Source organism: Metabacillus sp. FJAT-52054 (assembly GCF_037201815.1).
Taxonomy (GTDB): domain Bacteria; phylum Bacillota; class Bacilli; order Bacillales; family Bacillaceae; genus Metabacillus_B; species Metabacillus_B sediminis.
The window spans coordinates 2339609-2354988 of sequence record NZ_CP147407.1 but is presented as its reverse complement, the minus strand read 5'-3'; the positions used below and the strand labels follow the sequence as shown (position 1 = coordinate 2354988).

Sequence of the window (15380 nt, the reverse complement as noted above, 5' to 3'; positions counted from 1 at the left end):
AGAGATTAATGGGAACACTTCTCTGAAACAGGTCCTATCTATACGGGAGTGAGATGGTTATGCGAAATGAAAAAGCTTTAATTGTCGGCGGAGGTCCATGCGGATTAGCTGCCGCTATAGCATTAAAAAATATTGGGATTGACCCGGTTGTGATTGAAAAAGGGAACATTGTGAATGCCATTTATCATTATCCAACCCATCAGACATTTTTCAGCTCAAGTGAAAAGCTTGAAATCGGAGATGTCGCATTTATTACGGAAAACCGCAAGCCGGTTCGAAATCAGGCACTTGCTTATTACCGATCCGTAGTGAAAAGAAAGGGCATCCGTGTTCAGCCTTTTGAAAAAGTAGAGCATGTAGAGAAGATGGAGAATGGATTCTTCGCAGTGGAGACTTCCAAAGGAAGATATGGTGCAAATTATGTCGTTATTGCGACAGGTTATTATGATCATCCCAACTATATGAACATTCCAGGCGAAAATTTGCCGAAGGTTTTTCACTATTTTACTGAAGGTCATCCTTATTTTGATCAGGACGTAACTGTGATTGGCGGGAAAAATTCCAGTGTTGATGCGGCCTTAGAACTTGTAAAAGCAGGGGCAAGAGTAACGGTTTTATATAGAGGCAGCGTTTATTCTAAAAGTGTAAAACCTTGGATTTTGCCTGAGTTTGAAGCTCTTGTCCGGAATGGCGCAATTACGATGGAATTCGGAGCATGTGCAACTGAAATAACTGAACATGAAATCGAATACACCGTTGGAAATGAAAAGAAAAGAATTGAGAACGATTTTGTTTTCGCGATGACAGGCTATCATCCTGATCATCAATTTTTAAAAAGAATGGGCATAAATGTGGATGAGGAATCAGGAAGGCCAATTTATAACCCGGAGACGATGGAGACGAATATAGAGGGTCTCTATATTGCGGGAGTACTGGCTGCAGGCAACAATGCGAATGAAATATTCATTGAAAATGGACGATTCCACGGGGGCCTTATTGCTGAGAATATAAAAAAGGGGGAAAATGAATGAAGAAGAAAGTGCTTCTTTTAACAACGGGAGGAACAATAGCCAGCAAGGAAATATCAGAAGGCCTTCTATCATCAGGAGAGCTGTCAGGTGAAGAGCTTGCTGCTCTTTGCAGACTTCCTGAAGACATTGAAGTAAAGGTTATTGATGTTATGCAGCTGCCAAGTATGCATATTACGATGGATAAAATGGTTTCGCTGAAAGAAGTGATAGAACAGGAATTTCAAGATCCTCAAGTATCAGGCATCGTGGTTACCCATGGAACGGACTGCCTGGAGGAAACGGCTTATTTTCTCGACTTGACGATTAAAGATCAAAGACCGGTTGTGATAACAGGCTCGCAGAAGGCTCCGCACGATGTAGGAACGGACGTATATTCAAATTTACGGAATTCCATTTATGCAGCGGCCAGCGATTCTCTCGCGGATGCAGGTGCGGTTGTTGTATTTAACGAAAGAATTTATTCAGCTAAATATGTTAAAAAGGTGCATGCATCAAACCTGCAGGGCTTTGAATCATTTGGGTATGGGTATATGGGAATTATCGATAATGACCGGGTTTTCATTTATCAAAAACCGATTCGCAGAGACCAGCATCATCTCGTACGGAAGTTTCCTAGGGTCGATATTATAAAATCCCATACAGGTCAGGATGGACTATTTATACAAGCTTCTGTACAGGCTGGTGCGAAAGGGATTGTAATTGAAGGAGTAGGCAGAGGACAAGTCACTCCGTTTATGGTTCCGGCAATCGAAGAGGCATTAAAAGAAGGAATAACGGTTGTTGTTACAACAAGCGCCGAAGAAGGGAAAGTCCATCCAACCTACAGTTACTCGGGCAGTGCAGAGGATCTTCAGCAAAAGGGTGTTTTGCTCGGGGGGGACTATGACAGTAAAAAAGCGCGAATCAAACTAGGGGTATTATTATCAAGTAAAGGATTCGCTGATCAGGGAGATTTTGAAAATTTCTAAGTTCGGAAAGCATGTTCAATTGCAGCTGTACGTGTTACGATATAACTGGATGCAATTGACAAAAATTGAAAAGAGGCTTTCTGTATGATTGCGGCAGTATCGGCAGGAATTGCCCCTGGTCTGGCAATATTATGCTATTTTTACTTAAAAGATCAATTTGATAAAGAGCCTGTATATATGGTAGTTCGGGCATTTATTTTCGGTATGGTCCTTGTTTTCCCGCTTATGTTTATTCAATACATAATAGATGTAGAAAAAGTATTTTCAAACGATTTTATTCGTATCTTTTTTGCGTATGGCTTTTTAGAGGAATTCTTTAAATGGTTCATTTTATTTGTTGCCATATACCCCCATGTGCATTTTGACGAACATTATGATGGAATCGTTTACGGAAGCGCGGTTTCTTTGGGGTTTGCGACATTGGAAAACATTCTGTTCCTTTTTGCCAACGGTCTTGAATTTGCAATGGGAAGAGCTTTTTTTCCAGTCTCAAGCCATGCGCTGTTTGGTGTTATTATGGGCTACTACCTAGGGAAAAGTAAATTCACACAAAATCGTAAGAAAAAAAAGAAATGGCTGGTGCTTAGCTTAACATTGCCGGTAATTTTACACGGATTTTATGATTACATACTGTTCACCTACAAATTCTGGCCTGTTATCATGCTGCCGTTTATGCTGATTCTTTGGTGGTTTGCTTTGCATAAAGCTAAGCAGGCGAGACTTGCCAGACATATATAATGTTCAGGAGTCCGGTACTTTTCCGGGCTTTTTTTGTTGTATGACGAAAAAGGTTAGATTCCACTCACATAGACATTCTGTTTTTAAAAGCTGCTTTAGCTGCCTCAGCAGGCCATTCTAAACAGTCCCCAAATATGAATGACCCAAATTGAAATAGCAAACATTATTTAAAACAAATTGTATCACTTAAAGTATCCCATTATATCCCATCCCGAAGATCATGAATAAAATGCCATTCACTACAAAAAATACATATAACAAAAATCATCCATAACTTAGGAGGCAGCATCATGAACAGAATACGTTTTGCATGGATGGTACTTTTATCAGTTACCTTCATATTAACGTCGTCTTACGTGTATTCGGATCTACCAAAATCAAAAGCATTTACGCAGCAGGTCATTCAGCGGGGAGCAGTCGGCAATGATGTCATTGAATTGCAGGCGAGGCTTCAGTATATAGGGTATTACCACGGAAAAATTGATGGAGTGTATGGATGGAGCACTTATTGGGCTGTAAGGAATTTTCAGCATGATTACGGTCTTGAAAATGTTGACGGGCTTGTTGGACTGACAACAAAGCAAAAGCTGGTTAACCAGTCTGATTTTAATGACCAATTTGTTCATACACAGCTTTCGAAAGGAAAAGACTTTACTCATTATGGCGGGATTCCCCTTGAAAAACAAACCGGTCCTTCCAAAAAACTCAGAACCCAAATGAGAGCTAAAAATCAGGGGAATGGTCAAAAGCTGGCTCAAAATCAAAAGGGCGGCGGCCAAAAGCAGAAAGCTCCAAAAGGAAATCAAAAACAAACTGCACAGAAACAGAAATCAAACAATACGGCAGTTAATATGCCTGCAGGATACTCTCAAAATGACCTTCAGCTGATGGCGAATGCTGTTTATGGGGAATCAAGGGGAGAATCCTATGTAGGACAGGTAGCTGTTGCGGCTGTTATTTTGAACCGCATTGACAGCCCGACATTCCCGGATACAGCAGCTGGCGTTATTTTCGAGCCAGGTGCATTTACGGCTGTAGCAGATGGGCAGATTTGGCTTGAACCGAATGAACAGGCTAAGAAAGCGGTTCTTGATGCGATAAACGGCTGGGATCCCACAGAAAGCGCTTTGTATTATTTTAATCCTGATACAGCTACAAGCGGATGGATTTGGGGCAGACCGCAAATTAAAAAAATCGGAAAACATATTTTCTGTAAATAAGAAGGGGGTTTACCTGTGATACGCGGAATACTTATTGCGTTTCTTGCAATCGCCGTTATTGGAACCGGATATTGGGGCTACAAAGAGCATCAGGAAAAAAACGCGGTCCTTATCCATGCAGAGAACAATTACCAGCGTGCGTTTCATGATTTGTCCTATCAAATGGATGAGCTTCATGACAAAATCGGAACAACGCTTGCCATGAACTCAAGGGAATCTTTATCTCCGGCACTTGCTGAAGTATGGAGAATCACTTCAGAGGCTCATAATGATGTAGGACAGCTTCCTCTTACCCTTCTTCCGTTTAATAAGACAGAAGAATTCCTTGCAAGCATAGGAGATTTCAGCTACAGAGCAGCGATTAGAGATTTGGAAAATAAGCCATTATCAAAGGATGAGTATGCATCGCTTCAAAAGCTTTATGAAAAATCTTCTGATATTCAAAATGAGCTGAGAAATGTTCAGCATATGGTTATTGATAAAAATCTGCGGTGGATGGATGTGGAGCTTGCATTGGCTTCTGGCAAGAAGCAGCAGGACAATACCATTGTAGATGGATTCAAATCTGTAGAAAACAACGTAAGTGCCTACTCAGAAACCGACTTTGGTCCGGGCTTCACTTCTATGAAAACGATGGAAAAGGGTTTTGAACAGCTTAAGGGCAATGACATCACACCTGAGCAGGCAAAACAAAGGGCAAAAGAGTTTGCGTCTACTGAAGTCGATAAATTGAAGGTTACACAAAGCGGAAAGGGCGCGGGATTCGAATTTTACAGTGTATCGATGTACGATAAAAAGCATAAAGCAGATTTGTACATGGATATTACGAAAAAAGGCGGTTATCCGATCTGGCTTATACAAAGCAGAAAGGTGAATGAAGAAAACATCAGCTTAAATGACGCCTCCAATAATGCCGTATCCTTTTTAAAAGAACATGGCTTTGAAGCTGAGGATCTCGTATTGAATGAGAGTGCGCAATATGATTCGATCGGTGTATTCTCTTACGTTCCCAATGAGAATGGAATTCTGCTTTACCCGGATACACTAAAGATCAAAGTTGCTTTGGATGACGGACAGATCATCGGATTTTCTGCAAAGGATTTTCTAGCCGCGCATAGAAAAAGACAAGTCCCAAAACCTGAATTAAAAGAAAATCAGGCGAGGGAAAAAATTAATCAAAAAGTCATGGTGCAGGAAAGCAGACTTGCTGTTATTACAAATGAGCTCGGTGAAGAGGTTTTATGCTATGAATTTCTCGGAACCATTGATGACGATACGTTTAGAATGTTTATCAATGCAAGCACTGGAATGGAAGAAAAAGTAGAAAAACTTAAAAATGCGGAGCCCATTTTTAACGAACTGTAATGGTCTGATTATGCTTCTGTCGTAATTAATCCGATTGAAAAAGGAAAAGTCGAGACTTTTCCTTTTTCTTATTCCATGATTTAATAAAGAGTGGGAACAAAATAGAATATACGATTTGAAAAGAGTGATGAAATGCTTGAGATAGGGAATGTGATGACACTTGAACCGCTGGACCAGTCTGGCGATGTGTATAAATGCAAAATCGTATCAATGGACGAAGGCACGATATCAATTGATTATCCTCTTAATGAAAGTACAGGGAAAACAGCCTTTATTATGAACGGCACGCTTCTTACCTGTCTGTATGTGGCCTCCGATCAAAATCCTTACAAGTTCGAAACAGCCGTTATGGGCAGAAGAAAAGAGAACATTCCCGTTATCCTCCTGAAAAAACCTGATAATCGAGACGTTTTGAAAATACAAAGAAGACAATACGTCCGAATTGATTCAGATGTAAATGTCGCTGTCCATTCTCCTGCAGAAGCCTTTGAACCATTCGTGACCGTTACATCCGATATAAGTGCGGGAGGAGCAGGTATCATTATTCCGAAACATACTGAACTAAGCGAGAAAGAGCAGCTCATAGTATGGATGTCTCTTCCCTTGCAGGATGGAACGATTAGCTATGTTAAGGTCGACTCGGAATCTGTCCGGATTTTAGAGGATTCTTCAGGGATCAAAAAAGCTACGATTAAATTTATCAACATGACTGAAACCGCACAGCAGAAAATTGTTCGTTTTTGTTTTGATCAGCAAATTCTTCATAGGAAAAAAGAAGCTGCCGCTGAATAAGTTCATTTCCTTAGACCGATACTTTTTAAAAAGGCTATGCTAAGCATGATGTTGATTTTTAACACTGTTCATTGAAGCGGAAGGCGTGAGACACCGAAGGCGCAAAGCGCATAAGAGGCTCACCGCCCCGCGAAGGTAAACGAACGCCTGCAGTGGAAATCAACAGCCTGATTTGACAGAGTCTTAAAAAGGTCAGGTGTGAGCGGGATATGAAACGAGCAGAAAGAATGTTAATGAAATTGATTATTTTTCATCTGGCCGCATTAATTGCTGCACAGGCGTTCATGCAGCAGCCCGCGGTTAAGCCGTATGTATCTAAAGCAATCCGGTATGAGGGCGTAAACAGGCAGACAGTCAGTGAATGGCTGGAAACATTTAAATAATCACGTGTGCAGATGACCGGTCTGCATTCTTTTCTGCTGCGGACTGCAATGAATCTATTACTCTTAGAAGGAGATTGAACATGAATAAAAGACTATCGGTAGCAATAGATGGACCTGCCGCAGCAGGCAAAAGTACTGTCGCTAAACAAGTAGCCAGGGACTTTTCGTATGTTTATATAGACACAGGGGCAATGTACAGAGCCCTGACTTTTAAAGCAATCAGAAATAAAAAAGATCCTGAAAATGAGGGTGAATTGATGGAACTGCTTCACTCAATGGAAATCACTCTTGTGCCGGAGGGCTCAAATCAGCTTGTTCTGATCAATGGGGAAAATGTAACGGAAGAAATTCGGACAAGTGAAATAAGCAATCAGGTTTCGGCCGTTTCCATGCATCGTTTGGTACGGGAAGAAATGGTCAGAAGACAGCAGAAAATGGCTGAAGCCGGGGGAGTGGTCATGGATGGCCGTGATATCGGAACTCATGTCCTTCCGGAAGCAGATGTAAAAGTGTTTCTGCTTGCTTCCGTCGAAGAGCGGGCAAAGCGCAGACATGAAGAAAATCTGCTTAGAGGGTATGAATCAAGCATCGATCTTTTGGCCAATGAGATTGCGCGCCGGGATAAACTGGATTCCGAAAGAGAAGTGTCTCCATTAAAGAAAGCGGAGGATGCTGTTGAAATCGATACGACTTCACTCAGTATAGGCGAGGTTGTAGACCGCATTAAAGAATTGATGATAGAGAGGCTCTGATAACAATGTCCTTATACCAGTTTGGAAAAAACCTTGTATTAGTTTTATTTAAGCCAATTTACAGAATGGAAGTACATGGGAGAGAGAATTTTCCCAAATCAGGCTCCGTTCTGTTATGCAGCAATCATATTGACAACCTGGATCCCCCGATCGTCGGTGCCTGTACACCCCGCATGGTCCATTTTATGGCGAAAGAAGAATTATTTACTATTCCTGTATTAGGGAAGATTCTCCTGAAGGTCGGAGCTTTTCCTGTAAAAAGGGGATTGAGTGACAGGGAAGCACTGAGAAAAGGACTAAAAGTTTTAAAGGATGGAGAGGTTTTAGGATTGTTTCCTGAGGGAACAAGAAGTAAAGACGGCCAGCTTGGAAAAGGACTCGCAGGAGCGGGATTTTTTGCTCTTCGGTCAGATGCGCTCATTGTCCCTTGTGCAGTCGTTGGGCCGTACAAACCTTTTAAGAAAGTCCGTATTTATTTCGGAAAACCTCTGGATGCCAGTGAGTACAGAGAGAGAAAAGTCACTGCGGATGAAATGACAATAGTCATAATGGAACAAATCAGAGAACTGCTCGAAAAACATCGTTAATCAAGAGTTTTGACTTGACAAAAAGTAGCATTTATTAGAAGTTAGTACAAAGAGGGGTTTTCATTTCATTCGTTTGTCGAATGGAATACCATACATATTATCAAAGTTGTGCAGGTTTTGACCAAGGAGGTAAATGGAATGGTAGATGAAATGAACAATGGGGAAATGAATAACGTGGAAGTAGCTGTACCTGAAGTTGGGGATATCCTTAAAGGTACGGTAACGAAGGTTGAGGAGAAGCAGGTAATTGTTGAAATTGACAATTACAAGCACACGGGCATTATTCCAATCAGCGAGCTTTCCAGCCTTCACATTGAAAAAGCTTCTGATGCAGTCAAGGAAAACGACGAACTTGAACTAAAGGTTTCCAAGGTTGAAGAAGAAGCCATTATTTTATCCAAGCGTGCAGTAGATGCAGACAAGGCTTGGGACGACCTTGAGAAGAAGTATGAAGAAAAAGGGATTTTCGAAGCTGAGATCAAAGACGTTGTAAAAGGCGGACTTGTAGTGGATCTGGGCGTTAGAGGATTTATTCCGGCATCACTTGTGGAAACTCATTTTGTAGAAGATTTTTCAGACTACAAAGGGAAAGAACTCTCCTTAATGGTAGTAGAGCTGGACCGGGAAAAAAACCGCGTCATTCTCTCCCACAGAGCTGTTATTGAAAAGGAGTCCTCGGATAAAAAACAGGAACTGCTTGAATCCCTTCAAGCGGACCAGGTTTTGGAAGGAACCGTTCAGCGTCTGACAGACTTTGGAGCTTTTGTTGACATCGGTGGAGTAGACGGACTCGTTCATATCTCCCAGCTTTCCCATACACATGTGGATAAGCCATCCGATGTAGTTGAAGAAGGTCAAAAAGTATCTGTTAAAGTCCTTTCAGTTGACCGTGATAATGAGCGTATTTCACTATCGATTAAAGAAACATTGCCTGGGCCATGGTCGCAAATTTCTGAAAAAGTGAAAGCTGGAGATGTTAAAGACGGTACCGTCAAGCGCCTCGTAAGCTTTGGAGCTTTTGTTGAAATATTGCCTGGAGTAGAAGGACTTGTTCATATTTCTCAAATTTCCAACAAGCATATTGGCACACCTCAGGAAGTTCTTGAAGAAGGACAGGAAGTGAGTGTGAAAGTGCTGGATGTAAATGAGAATGAGCAAAGAATTTCTCTCAGCATGAAGGAGCTTGAAGAGCCTCAAAAGGCAGATGAGAACGATTATAAAAATTATCAGCCGAAAGAAGAATCAACAGGATTCTCATTGGGCGATATGATTGGCGATCAGTTAAAAAAACTTAAATAATGGTGATGATTCTTGAGCAGAGCTAAACGCAAACTAGATCATATAAATCATGCTTTGACTACCGGACAAAGCAGGCAAAATGGGTTTGATGATATAACGTTTGTTCATAAAAGCCTGCCGGACACATCCGTTGAAGACATTGATATGTCGGCAAGGATAGGCGAACTTTCTACAAGTTCGCCTATTTTTATCAACGCGATGACCGGCGGAGGCGGGGAAAAAACCGAACAAATTAATGAGGCCCTATCAACTGCAGCCGCTGCATTTGGCATGGCAATTGCAGTTGGCTCACAAATGGCGGCAATCCGCGACAAATCAGAGCAGCCTTCCTACGAAGTGGTGAGAAAGGTGAATCCGAAGGGAGTCATTTTTGCGAACCTTGGAAGTGAAGCTAATGCAGATCAGGCAAAGCGTGCGATTGATATGATTGAAGCAGACGCCATCCAGATTCATTTGAATGTCATACAGGAGCTGGTTATGCCTGAGGGTGATCGGGACTTCAAAGGTGCATTGACTAGGATTGAAGAAATTGTCCGTCATGCCGGTGTACCGGTTATTGTCAAAGAAACTGGTTTTGGAATGGATTGGGATACGGTCCTTCAATTGAAAAACGCAGGCGTATCAGCCATTGATATTGGCGGATACGGCGGAACGAATTTTTCAAAAATTGAGAATGCCAGACGGAACAGAGCATTGCACGCATTCAATGGCTGGGGTATATCGTCTGCGATTTCTATAGCCGAAGGATCAAATGCAGCAAGGGGCGAGGTGTGTATCCTCGGATCCGGGGGGATTCAGGATTCTCTTGATGCGGCGAAGGCCATTGCTTTAGGTGCTTCCGCAGCAGGGATGGCAGGAATCCTTCTCTCCGTTTTTACTGAGCATGGAGAAGAAGGTCTTCATGAAGAACTCAGGCTGCTGCACGAAGAGTTCAAATGGATCATGTGTGCGCTGGGAACGAAGACGATAAAAGAGCTGCAAAACGCTCCATTAGTCATTTCCGGTGCCTCCCATCATTGGCTCTCTGAGAGGGGATTTGAAACCTCCTCATACAGCCGCCGATAAAAAAAGCCCTCGCCAGACATGCTCTCTCAATGAGAAGCATGCTGGCAAAGGGCTTTTGTTTTAATTTCTTTCTCTTGATTGTTCAGTACTTTCAAGGCTTGTAGCGCCCTTGTTTTCCAATTTTTGATCACGGTCGGATTCAACTCTTCTGCTTTCCTTCAATTTCTTCTCTTGACGGTCTTTTCCCATACATACACCCCCTGACTGCAGACTTTGTTAAGACTGACTGATGACTCTGGTTCCCTTGTTGCTCATGATCCTCTTAGCAAAAAGTGCTGAGTCCTCAAGAGAAAATCTACAGACAGGTTTAACAAGCCTATTTTTAAATAGTTTGCTTCAAACTTCATCTTTCAGTCATTAAATTTGATTAAAACCGGCTGATCTTTTCCATAATGATAGAGATGGGAGAGGATTTTTTATGCAGGGGATATTATTTTACTGGATTTCTTGGGCTTTATGGATTGCGTCATCGTTTTTAATGAATAAATCGAATCTCAGAACTTTTTTTTCTTTTTACCTTCTCCTGCTTATTATTTCCGCGGGATTTCAGATATCTTTGCCAGATGGTGAAATGGGAGTGGCTTTTTTACTTCTTTACATCGGCGCATGCGGATTGGCAGCTAAATATCGATTGCATCGATCTTTGCGGTTTATGATTGGGGCACTTGGAATTGCATCTGGATATGCCGGGTTAAAGCTTATGCAGCTTTTTGATCCGGTGTGGTTTACAATCAGTCCGTTCTTATTGTTATTTCTGATCATTTTTATAGCCGTGGGATTACTGGGTACATCCTTTTCAGGTAAAATGTGTTTGTTTTTAATTGGAATTTGCAACGGAGAATTACTTTATGAATTAATCATCCTTCCCGTTTCCGGAGCAGTAAGCATAGGCCAGGATACGTTTCTGGATTTTTCATTACTTGGAATGGGCGGCTTTCGTATTTGGGGTCTGATGGAACGTTATGTAAACTTCGGTAACGCCTACGGAAAGCCAAGTAAGAATAAGCAAAGCCGGAACGTCTGAAAAAGCAGACGGGAAAAAAGAACTTTACAGGATGTACGAACTTAAATTGTTAAATACGAGAAAAGCTGATATGATAGGTTTGGACGCCCTTCTTCGGAATTTGATGGAAGGGTTTATTTCATCACGTTTTTCGGGCTTACAGGAAACAAAATAAAGCGGCTGCCCTATAAAGCCCGGACCCGCATAAACAAGGTACAACCTATGTGTGACCATAATTAAACGCGGACATCACCTTAATGAAAATTGAAATGATATGATCGTATTAATAATAAATTAAATGTTTAATACAAGCAGAATAAGCATGCCTTTGAGCAGGCTGTCATGCAGGATCGTGTTGGAAAGGATGTAAAAGATATGCCAAAACCAGTAGTTGCAATAGTAGGGAGACCAAACGTCGGTAAATCAACTATTTTTAATAGAATTGTCGGAGAGCGGGTTTCCATTGTAGAAGACCGTCCAGGAGTTACACGGGATCGGATATACAATAAAGGAGAATGGCTTAATTACGAATTTAACATCATTGATACAGGCGGAATCGATATTGGCGATGAACCGTTTTTAGCCCAAATCAGGCACCAGGCAGAAATTGCGATTGATGAAGCAGATGTCATCATCTTCATGACAAACGGCAGAGAAGGGGTTACGGCAGCTGATGAAGAAGTTGCTAAAATCCTCTATCGAACGAAAAAGCCTGTCGTACTGGCTGTAAATAAAATCGATAATCCGGATATGCGTGAAGCAATGTATGATTTCTATGCACTCGGCTTTGGCGATCCGTTCCCAATTTCAGGATCTCATGGGATTGGCCTTGGAGATATGCTGGATGATGTCATTAAGCATTTTGCCGGAATCAGCCAGTCGGATTATGATGAGGAAATTATTAAGTTCAGCTTGATTGGCAGACCGAATGTCGGAAAATCATCGCTTGTTAATGCTATGCTCGGCGAAGAGCGTGTAATCGTCAGTGATATTGCCGGCACGACTAGAGACGCAGTGGATACAACATTCAAGCATAACGGCCAGGAATACGTAATTATCGATACGGCTGGAATGAGAAAAAAAGGAAAAGTCTATGAATCCACAGAGAAATACAGCGTCCTGAGAGCACTGAAAGCAATTGACCGCTCTGATGTGGTTCTTGTAGTCATCAATGGGGAAGAAGGAATCATTGAGCAGGATAAGAAAATTGCCGGATATGCCCATGAAGCGGGAAAAGGCATCATCATTGTTGTGAATAAATGGGATGCTGTTGAGAAAGATGACAAAACAATGAAAACGTTCGAGACAAATATTAGAGAGCATTTCCTTTTCTTAAGCTATGCCCCTATTATTTTTCTATCGGCTAAAACGAAACAGCGGATTCATACGTTAGTTCCCGAAATTGTAAAAGTAAGTGAAAACCACTCTCAAAGGGTTCAGACAAATATTTTGAATGAAGTTGTCATGGATGCTGTCGCAATGAATCCAACTCCTTCTGATAAAGGTAAAAGGCTGAAAATTTATTATGCTACTCAAGTTGCAGTCAAACCGCCTGCTTTTGCTGTTTTTGTTAATGAACCTGAATTAATGCATTTCTCCTATGAGAGATTTTTAGAAAATCGGATCCGTGAGGCCTTCGGATTTGAAGGAACGCCGATTAAGATCTTCTCCAGGGCACGTAAATAATTGATCGGCATATAAAGGGCAGGGGGGGTATGTAAGATGGAAAAGATTGCAGTACTTGGTGCAGGAAGCTGGGGAACGGCTCTTGCTTTAGTTCTTGCTGATAATGGACATGATGTGAGGCTATGGAGCCATAGGCAGGAGCTTGCAAATGAAATCAATACGCAGAAGCAAAATAGCAAATATTTGCCTGATATCATACTTCCGGAAGGAATTACTGCATACCACAATCTTCAAAGTGCATTGGTTGATGCACGGACGATCGTGGTTGCCGTTCCTTCAAAAGCCATCCGGGAAGTTCTTGCGAATGTAAGGGAGCTAATGAAACAGCCGGTCACAATGGTCCATGTATGCAAAGGTATAGAGCCGGATTCGCTTAAGCGGGTATCAGAGATTATTTCAGAGGAAATGCCGGCTGAAATATTAAAGGATCTTGTTGTATTATCAGGACCGAGTCATGCAGAAGAGGTTAGCTTAAGACACCCTACAACAGTGACCTCTTCCTCTAATAATGTCCAGGCTGCTGAACGCGTTCAGGAGCTGTTCATGAATCAGCATTTCAGAGTCTATACGAATCCGGACATGATTGGTGTGGAAATAGGCGGTGCGTTAAAAAATGTAATTGCGCTCGCAGCAGGCATTACGGATGGCCTGGGCTATGGAGATAACGCGAAAGCCGCTTTAATTACAAGAGGGCTTGCTGAAATTGCCAGGCTTGGCAGTGTCATGGGAGGAAACCCGCTGACCTTTTCCGGATTAACGGGAATCGGGGATCTAATAGTTACTTGTACCAGTGTCCACTCGCGTAATTGGAGAGCGGGCAATATGCTCGGTAAAGGCCATGATCTCAACGAGGTTCTGAACAGCATGGGAATGGTGGTCGAAGGTGTCCGTACAACAAAAGCTGCCCATCAGCTTGCTGAAAAGTACCAGGTTAACATGCCAATTGCTGAAGCGCTTTACAATGTTCTATTTAATGGGCATTCACCAAAAGAAGCCGTGGATTCATTAATGGGCAGAGGAAGAACACACGAAATGGAAGACCTTGTTAACATTATGGAAAATCGTTTGCAATAGCCATGCTACTTATTGCGGGGGACCTGCATATTATATCTGGAGATTCAAGGCTCAACCTATTCCTCTCAGATAAGCCCGATCACCCTCGCATGAATAACTCATAAATATGGGCATTTGAGGATGCAGACAATCATTGAATCGCATATCATAAATCGAAGCATTTGAAGAGTTGTTTCTCTTGACTGGGTTCATTAGTCTGTTTCCCCTAAGCTGAAGTAAGGAAGCCCCCTCTTTACTTCAGTTTCTATTTTTTGATAATTTGGACAAGTGTAATTGTAACCGCTCACAACGCTGCTGGGAGGGAAAAGAATGACGCCTGGTCTTTTAAAAATGTGGATTGCTTTATCATCAATCGCTTTTATGTTTGTTGCTGTTTTCTCTATCTACATAAGCAGATACAAGATAAAGAGTGGAATAGTGAAGATACTAATTTCAGCAGCTGCTTACTTTTTTATGATTGCGGCCGGTCTGCTTATGATTTTTGTCGTATTCAGCGGTCCAGTATCTAAATAGGACTGTGAGGTGAAGGAAATGAAGAAATGGGCAGCACTCGGATGGATTGGCATGCTGGTGCTTCTTAGCGGATGTTTGTACCCTCAGGCAGAGCTTACACAAAATCAAATTCCATATGAAGATCAGCTGGAAAGCGTCCAAAAAGCCGTCAAGGATTACAGGGACGACACAGGGGGGCTATTGCCCATTAAAAACAAGGATATGAAAACGCCAATCTATGAAAAATATCCAGTTGATTTTTCAAAATTGGTACCAAGTTTTTTGCCGGAGCCTCCTGGAACATCCTATGAAAATGGGGGGATCTATCAATACGTACTTATAGATGCGGAAAAAACCCCTACTGTTAAGCTCATCGATCTTCGGATGGCCGAAGAGATTAGAGATCTGCGCATCAGGCTGAGTGCCTATACCCAGTCCAAGCAGTACCCTCCTTACAAGGAAGTCCTTGAGTCCGGCGTGTTCACCCTTGACTACACAAAGCTTGGACTTAAAACTGCCCCGGCAGTTACGAGTCCATTTACAGGAAATCAGCTGCCTCTTCTGATAGGAAGCGATGGAGAAATTTTTGTGGACTATCGGATTGACCTGCAGAAAAAATTGAAAGAAACCGGGAATCACCCTAAACCTGATGAGGACATAAGAGGGCTCCTAGTCCAGGATTCGGTGTTTGTACCTGCGTTTTCAAAACCTTACACGGTAAATGAAAAAAATGAACCTGTTTTTATGAAGAATTAAGGAATGAACCCTTCTGGAGACCCATAGACTCCGATAGAAGGGTTTTTTATTTTGAGGAACAGGATAGAAAATTTTTCTCAATCAGGCATAAACAATTAGGACAACATCATAAATATAAAGTGTCCTTAACAATGTGAAAAAAATCGGGGTATCCCAATATAGCTAAACC

The 15380-nt window shown here is 41.9% G+C and carries 17 protein-coding genes; 16 read left to right on the top strand and 1 reads right to left on the bottom strand.

Translation table 11 applies throughout. The features are described 5' to 3' along the window. Nucleotides 1-59 precede the first annotated feature (59 nt). The 11 genes from WCV65_RS12330 (at nucleotide 60) to fni (ending at nucleotide 10200) form a co-directional block, all read left to right on the top strand. On the top strand, nucleotides 60-1031 hold the full coding sequence (locus tag WCV65_RS12330; protein ID WP_338776830.1) for a YpdA family putative bacillithiol disulfide reductase: 972 nt from the start codon (nucleotides 60-62) through the stop codon (nucleotides 1029-1031). Beyond that, a complete protein-coding gene (locus WCV65_RS12325) occupies nucleotides 1028-1999 on the top strand; it encodes an asparaginase (RefSeq protein WP_035408590.1) in 972 nt (323 codons plus the stop codon). Before WCV65_RS12330 ends, WCV65_RS12325 begins: the two co-directional genes overlap by 4 nt. Nucleotides 2000-2083: 84 nt before the next feature. After that, nucleotides 2084-2737 (top strand): glutamic-type intramembrane protease PrsW, encoded by a 654-nt coding sequence (gene prsW, locus WCV65_RS12320; protein WP_338776828.1) that lies wholly within the window; start codon nucleotides 2084-2086, stop codon nucleotides 2735-2737. A 290-nt stretch (nucleotides 2738-3027) separates the two neighbouring features. Beyond that, nucleotides 3028-3957, top strand: coding sequence for a spore cortex-lytic enzyme (sleB, locus tag WCV65_RS12315; RefSeq protein WP_035408595.1), 930 nt, complete (start codon nucleotides 3028-3030; stop codon nucleotides 3955-3957). Between the two features lie 15 nt (nucleotides 3958-3972). Continuing rightward, complete coding sequence (ypeB, locus tag WCV65_RS12310; protein ID WP_338776825.1) at nucleotides 3973-5322, top strand: germination protein YpeB; 1350 nt, start codon at nucleotides 3973-3975, stop codon at nucleotides 5320-5322. A gap of 132 nt (nucleotides 5323-5454) precedes the next feature. Continuing rightward, nucleotides 5455-6114, top strand: coding sequence for a flagellar brake domain-containing protein (locus WCV65_RS12305; RefSeq protein ID WP_338776822.1), 660 nt, complete (start codon nucleotides 5455-5457; stop codon nucleotides 6112-6114). 209 nt (nucleotides 6115-6323) lie between these two features. Beyond that, nucleotides 6324-6497: a YpfB family protein gene (locus WCV65_RS12300; RefSeq protein ID WP_338776820.1), complete on the top strand. Its 174-nt coding sequence runs from the start codon at nucleotides 6324-6326 to the stop codon at nucleotides 6495-6497. A gap of 80 nt (nucleotides 6498-6577) precedes the next feature. After that, nucleotides 6578-7249 carry a (d)CMP kinase gene (cmk, locus tag WCV65_RS12295; RefSeq protein WP_338776818.1) on the top strand — a complete coding sequence of 224 codons (672 nt, stop codon included), beginning with the start codon at nucleotides 6578-6580 and terminating at the stop codon, nucleotides 7247-7249. Nucleotides 7250-7254: 5 nt separating this feature from the next. Then, a complete protein-coding gene (locus tag WCV65_RS12290) occupies nucleotides 7255-7836 on the top strand; it encodes a lysophospholipid acyltransferase family protein (protein ID WP_035408604.1) in 582 nt (193 codons plus the stop codon). A 150-nt stretch (nucleotides 7837-7986) separates the two neighbouring features. Further along, on the top strand, nucleotides 7987-9135 hold the full coding sequence (gene rpsA, locus WCV65_RS12285) for a 30S ribosomal protein S1 (protein ID WP_035408798.1): 1149 nt from the start codon (nucleotides 7987-7989) through the stop codon (nucleotides 9133-9135). A gap of 12 nt (nucleotides 9136-9147) precedes the next feature. After that, a complete protein-coding gene (fni, locus tag WCV65_RS12280; protein WP_338776813.1) occupies nucleotides 9148-10200 on the top strand; it encodes a type 2 isopentenyl-diphosphate Delta-isomerase in 1053 nt (350 codons plus the stop codon). Nucleotides 10201-10260: 60 nt separating this feature from the next. Here the strand turns inward: fni and WCV65_RS12275 are convergent, their stop codons facing one another. After that, nucleotides 10261-10389: a YpzI family protein gene (locus WCV65_RS12275; RefSeq protein WP_066098912.1), complete on the bottom strand. Its 129-nt coding sequence runs from the start codon at nucleotides 10387-10389 to the stop codon at nucleotides 10261-10263. A 388-nt stretch (nucleotides 10390-10777) separates the two neighbouring features. On the opposite strand from WCV65_RS12275, the gene WCV65_RS12270 reads away from it, so the two are divergent. The 5 genes from WCV65_RS12270 to WCV65_RS12250 all read left to right on the top strand — a co-directional run bounded on the left by WCV65_RS12270 (nucleotide 10778) and on the right by WCV65_RS12250 (nucleotide 15211). Further along, nucleotides 10778-11224 carry a hypothetical protein gene (locus WCV65_RS12270; RefSeq protein WP_338776810.1) on the top strand — a complete coding sequence of 149 codons (447 nt, stop codon included), beginning with the start codon at nucleotides 10778-10780 and terminating at the stop codon, nucleotides 11222-11224. Nucleotides 11225-11578: 354 nt separating this feature from the next. Beyond that, nucleotides 11579-12889 carry a ribosome biogenesis GTPase Der gene (gene der / locus WCV65_RS12265; protein ID WP_035408800.1) on the top strand — a complete coding sequence of 437 codons (1311 nt, stop codon included), beginning with the start codon at nucleotides 11579-11581 and terminating at the stop codon, nucleotides 12887-12889. A gap of 36 nt (nucleotides 12890-12925) precedes the next feature. Beyond that, on the top strand, nucleotides 12926-13963 hold the full coding sequence (locus tag WCV65_RS12260; RefSeq protein ID WP_035408610.1) for an NAD(P)H-dependent glycerol-3-phosphate dehydrogenase: 1038 nt from the start codon (nucleotides 12926-12928) through the stop codon (nucleotides 13961-13963). 309 nt (nucleotides 13964-14272) lie between these two features. Further along, entirely contained in the window at nucleotides 14273-14476 is a 204-nt protein-coding gene (locus WCV65_RS12255; protein WP_338776808.1) for a DUF2768 domain-containing protein, read from the top strand. An 18-nt stretch (nucleotides 14477-14494) separates the two neighbouring features. After that, nucleotides 14495-15211: a hypothetical protein gene (locus WCV65_RS12250; protein ID WP_051860706.1), complete on the top strand. Its 717-nt coding sequence runs from the start codon at nucleotides 14495-14497 to the stop codon at nucleotides 15209-15211. Nucleotides 15212-15380 lie beyond the last annotated feature (169 nt).

Bases quoted from the DNA above. Each gene is read 5' to 3' on its own strand.
- WCV65_RS12330 (WP_338776830.1), top strand. From the start codon at position 60: ATGCGAAATGAAAAAGCTTTAATTGTCGGCGGAGGTCCATGCGGATTA.
- WCV65_RS12325 (WP_035408590.1), top strand. From the start codon at position 1,028: ATGAAGAAGAAAGTGCTTCTTTTAACAACGGGAGGAACAATAGCCAGC.
- prsW (WP_338776828.1), top strand. From the start codon at position 2,084: ATGATTGCGGCAGTATCGGCAGGAATTGCCCCTGGTCTGGCAATATTA.
- sleB (WP_035408595.1), top strand. From the start codon at position 3,028: ATGAACAGAATACGTTTTGCATGGATGGTACTTTTATCAGTTACCTTC.
- WCV65_RS12305 (WP_338776822.1), top strand. From the start codon at position 5,455: ATGCTTGAGATAGGGAATGTGATGACACTTGAACCGCTGGACCAGTCT.
- WCV65_RS12300 (WP_338776820.1), top strand. From the start codon at position 6,324: ATGAAACGAGCAGAAAGAATGTTAATGAAATTGATTATTTTTCATCTG.
- cmk (WP_338776818.1), top strand. From the start codon at position 6,578: ATGAATAAAAGACTATCGGTAGCAATAGATGGACCTGCCGCAGCAGGC.
- WCV65_RS12290 (WP_035408604.1), top strand. From the start codon at position 7,255: ATGTCCTTATACCAGTTTGGAAAAAACCTTGTATTAGTTTTATTTAAG.
- rpsA (WP_035408798.1), top strand. From the start codon at position 7,987: ATGAACAATGGGGAAATGAATAACGTGGAAGTAGCTGTACCTGAAGTT.
- WCV65_RS12275 (WP_066098912.1), bottom strand. From the start codon at position 10,389: ATGGGAAAAGACCGTCAAGAGAAGAAATTGAAGGAAAGCAGAAGAGTT.
- der (WP_035408800.1), top strand. From the start codon at position 11,579: ATGCCAAAACCAGTAGTTGCAATAGTAGGGAGACCAAACGTCGGTAAA.
- WCV65_RS12260 (WP_035408610.1), top strand. From the start codon at position 12,926: ATGGAAAAGATTGCAGTACTTGGTGCAGGAAGCTGGGGAACGGCTCTT.
- WCV65_RS12255 (WP_338776808.1), top strand. From the start codon at position 14,273: ATGACGCCTGGTCTTTTAAAAATGTGGATTGCTTTATCATCAATCGCT.
- WCV65_RS12250 (WP_051860706.1), top strand. From the start codon at position 14,495: ATGAAGAAATGGGCAGCACTCGGATGGATTGGCATGCTGGTGCTTCTT.